Below are 243 nucleotides of genomic sequence, written 5' to 3' on the forward strand. Positions count from 1 at the left end.
ACCCGTACGCCTATCTAAAGGATGTTCTCACGCGCCTGCCGACGCAGCGGGCGAGTGAAATCGAGCAGCTGCTTCCGCATAAGTGGCAGCCGGTTTAATCACGCAAGACGTGATGCCCGGACGCATAGTGCGCCAGTTAAAGCTGGCGGAGGATAGTCGATGAAAGTTCGATACTGGTAAGAAATGGCGAATCAACCAGACCCCGAGTCATGCATGTTGCACCGTGAGGTGCAGGGTGAAGCG

General features: G+C 56.0%; 1 protein-coding gene. It reads left to right on the plus strand.

What is annotated here, in order from left to right:
* On the plus strand, positions 1-98 hold a 98-nt coding region (locus AACY52_RS32050), incomplete at its 5' end, for a transposase domain-containing protein (protein ID WP_146374934.1).
* Positions 99-243: the final 145 nt, after the last annotated feature.

Source organism: Pseudomonas sp. EA_65y_Pfl1_P113, from assembly GCF_963970525.1.
GTDB lineage: Bacteria > Pseudomonadota > Gammaproteobacteria > Pseudomonadales > Pseudomonadaceae > Aquipseudomonas > Aquipseudomonas tritici.